A 3,935-nucleotide genomic window follows, 5' to 3' on the forward strand; every position below is an offset into this window, starting at 1 on the left:
CTCACGGAACACCCCGAAACGCCCATACAACTCCCGGCCCATCCCCACCCGCTGGGAACCCTGACCCGAGAACAACACCCCCAACCGGCCGTCCTTCACGGCAGGACCGCCAGCGGTGATCAGCCCGGCTGTCGACTCCCCCCGAGCCAGAGCCTCCAGGGCAGTCACCGCCTCTTCGCGATCGGCAGCGACGACCACGGCACGGTCCGCCAGGGCGCTGCGAGTGCCCACCAAAGACCGTGCCACAGAGGAGAGTTCGTCCTCGGCGCGTTCCGACAGGAACCCCGCCAGCCGGGCGGCCTGACCCGCCAGAGCAGCCTGACCACGCCCCGAGACGAGGAGGGGAACAACCGGGCCCTCCAGGGCTCCCTGCTCACCCTCGGCCGGCACCTGCTCCGGCGCCTGCTCCAAAATGACGTGCGCGTTCGTACCACTGACACCGAAACCAGAGACGGCCGCACGACGAGGGCGACCGCTTTCAGGCCACTGCCGGGCCTCGGTGAGCAGCTCCACCGCACCCGCCGACCAGTCCACCTGAGGAGTCGGCTCATCGACGTGCAGCGTGCGCGGCAGAACCCCGTGACGCATCGCCTGCACCATCTTGATCACACCCGCCACACCCGCAGCCGCCTGCGTATGACCGATGTTCGACTTCAACGAACCCAGCCACAACGGCCGCCCCGCGTCACGACCCTGACCATAGGTCGCGATGACCGCCTGCGCCTCGATCGGATCACCCAGCACCGTCCCGGTGCCATGCGCCTCCACCACATCGACCTCACCGGCCGCAAGCCCCGCGTTCGCCAACGCACGCCGGATCACCCGCTGCTGCGACGGACCGTTCGGCGCGGTCAGCCCATTCGACGCACCATCCTGATTCACCGCCGAACCCCGCACCACCGCCAGCACCCGGTGCCCGTTACGAACCGCGTCCGACAACCGCTCAAGCACCAGCATGCCGACACCCTCGGCCCACCCCGTACCGTCGGCAGAGGCCGCGAACGACTTGCACCGGCCATCGACTGCAAGACCACGCTGCCGCGAGAACCCGATGAAGGCGTCCGGTCCGGCCATCACGGTGACGCCGCCGGCCAGCGCCAACGAGGACTCCCCCGACCGCAGCGACTGCACGCCCATGTGCAGAGTCACCAGTGAGGAGCTACAGGCGGTGTCCACCGTCACTGCCGGGCCCTCCACGCCCAGCACGTACGACACCCGACCGGACAGCACGCTCCCCGCGCCACCCAGCATCAGGTAGTCGGAGACGCCCTCCGGGACGCCGCTCGTTCGATCCGTGACCCCGTTCGCGTAGTCGTGGTACATCTCCCCGACGAACACGCCGACGGGCTTGCCGCGCAGGGTGGCCGGGTCGATGCCGGCCCGCTCCAGCGCCTCCCACGAGGTTTCCAGGATCAGCCGCTGCTGCGGATCCATCGCCAGCGCCTCACGCGGCGAGATCCCGAAGAACCCCGCATCGAACTCCGCCGCGTCCTGCAGGAAGCCACCCTCACGGCAGTAGCTGGTGCCCAGGTGCTCCGGATCCGGGTGGTAGAGGCCGGCCAGGTCCCAGCCACGGTCCTCCGGGAAGCCCGATATCCCGTCGACACTGGAGGCCACCAGGTCCCACAGGTCCTCCGGCGAGGACACACCGCCCGGGAATCGGCAGGCCATTCCCACGATCGCGATCGGTTCGTCCAACCGCTCGCGGATCCTCTTGTTCTCGTTCTCCAGCCGCTCGTTCTCGATCAGTGAAGCACGCAGCGCCTTGACGACCGCGTTTTCCGAACTTGTCATGCCTTTGCCTCTTTCGCGGTCTGCTACTGGTTCCTGGTTTCCTTCATCGCGCGTGCGATGAGGTCGTCGACGCCCATCTCCATGATCAGAGAGGTGGAATCCTGTTCCTGTTCGGCTGCTGCCGCTGTCCCGGCTGCTCCGGGGCCCTGCTCATCCAGCAATGCCATGAGCGCCTGCATGAGACCGAGTTCTTCAAAACGTGCCATCGGAGTCGTGGCCAGCACCCTGCGGAATTCGGCCTCCCGACCGGCGAGATCATGCGTGTCGTTCGCCTCGGGGCGGAGTTCCTCCAGCAGGAAACGGGCGAGACTCCGCGGCGTGGGGTGGTCGAAGACCAGCGTGGCGGGCAGTCGCAGCGTGGTCAGCTCCGTGAGTTTGTTGCGGAGTTCGACGGCGAGCAGAGAATCGAACCCGATGTCGCTGAACCCCTGGTCCGCATCCACCTGGCCGCCGGAGGCGTGTCCGAGGGTCACCGCGACCTCACGCCGGACCACGTCGAGCAGGACCCCCTCCTGCCGTGCCGGCGGAGTGGCGGCGAGCTGCTCCGCCAGCCTGGGTCCGGCCGGTCGCTGCGGCTGGGTCGCACTGCGGCGAGCGGTGATCAGGCCGCGCAGCAGGCTGTGGACGGAGCCGGCTGCCGCCTGGGCCTGCAACGTCACGAAATCGAGCTTGGCCGCGACCAGGACCGGGTCCGGGGCTCGCCATGCCCGGTCGAACAGTTCCAGACCCTCCTCGGTGGTCAGCTCGACGCCTCCACCCCGCGACAGCCGCTGGAGGTCGCTTTGGCTGAGGTGGGCCGTCATCCCGCTGCTCTCCGCCCAGCCACCCCAGGCGAGTGAGGTGGCGGGGAGCCCGGCGGCCCGGCGGCGCTCGGCGAGGGCGTCGAGGAAGGCGTTCGCCGCCGCGTAGTTGCCCTGCCCGGGGGCCCCGAAGGTGCCGGCCGCGGAGGAGTAGAGCACGAAGGCGGACAGGTCCAGGTCCCGGGTCAGCTCGTCCAGGACCAGCGCGGCATCGACCTTGGGACGGAACACCGTCTCCAGCCGCTCGGAGCTCAGCGCGGTGACGACACCGTCGTCGATGACACCCGCGGTGTGCACCACCGCGGTCAGCGGAGCGTGCGCGGGAACCGAGGCGATCAGCGCAGCCATGGCATCACGATCGGCGACGTCACAGGCCTCCACGCGCACGTCCGCACCCAGAGCCGTCAGCTCCTCACGCAGCCGCCCGGCTCCGGGCGCCTGGTCGCCGCGGCGGCTGACCAGCAGCACGTTGCGCACGCCGTGCGTCTCGATCACGTGCCGTGCCACCAGGGCACCCAGCGTGCCCGTGCCGCCGGTGACCAGTACGGTGCCGTCCCGGTCCAGCTCCCGGCCGGCGCCCGCGTCGACGGCACCGACGGCACGTACCAGCCGAGGCGCCAGCGCGACCCCCTCCCGCAAGGCGAGCTGAGGCTCTCCGGAGGCCAGCACTCCTGGCAGCGCCTGCTGGGCCGTGTCCGGGTCGTCGGTCGCTACGAGCACGAACCGACCCGGATGTTCCGCCTGTGCGGTACGCACCAGACCCCAGACGGCCGCCACCGCCGGATCGGCCGGCGACGGCGTGACCACCACCAACCGGCTTTCACCCAGGGCGGGCTCCGTCAGCCATGCCTGCGCCAGGCTCAAGGCCCACGCGGTCAGCTCCTGGGCCGCTCCTCCCGTACGGGCCGTCATGTCCGCCATCGCGGCCCCGCCCGTCGGACGGGAGACGGCCAGTGCGGCGATGTCCGCTGCCGACTGCACCGCGGGAACGGCGGGAGCCGTCGGCGGCTGTGACAGCGCGACCTCGGTCCACTCCAGCCCGAAAAGGGCATCGCGCGACCAGCCGGACCCCGCCCCGGCGCGCAGCTGTTCCATCGCCACGGGCCGGGCGATCACCGCCCCGACCGAGGCAATGGGAGTGCCGGCGTCGTCGGCCGCCCGAAGGCTGACGACATCGGGGCCGTCGAACGACAGGTGCACACGCAGTGCGGTCGCACCCGTGGCGAAGATCCGTACCTCATTCCAAGCGAACGGCAGGACGAGCTTCTGCTCCTGCCCGGCGGTGTCGGCTCGAAAGACTCCGGCGTGGAAGCAGGCGTCGATCAGCGCGGGATGCACCCC

General features: G+C 70.2%; 2 protein-coding genes. Both read right to left on the reverse strand.

All coding sequences use genetic code 11. The features are described from left to right. A partial coding sequence (locus AC067A_RS37320) for a type I polyketide synthase (RefSeq protein WP_479248133.1) occupies positions 1–1,794 on the reverse strand: 1,794 nt, incomplete at its 3' end. Positions 1,795–1,817: 23 nt separating this feature from the next. Next, on the reverse strand, positions 1,818–3,935 hold a 2,118-nt coding region (locus AC067A_RS37325; RefSeq protein ID WP_479248134.1), incomplete at its 5' end, for a type I polyketide synthase.

The sequence above is a fragment of the Streptomyces sp. NPDC043176 genome (genome assembly GCF_056436715.1).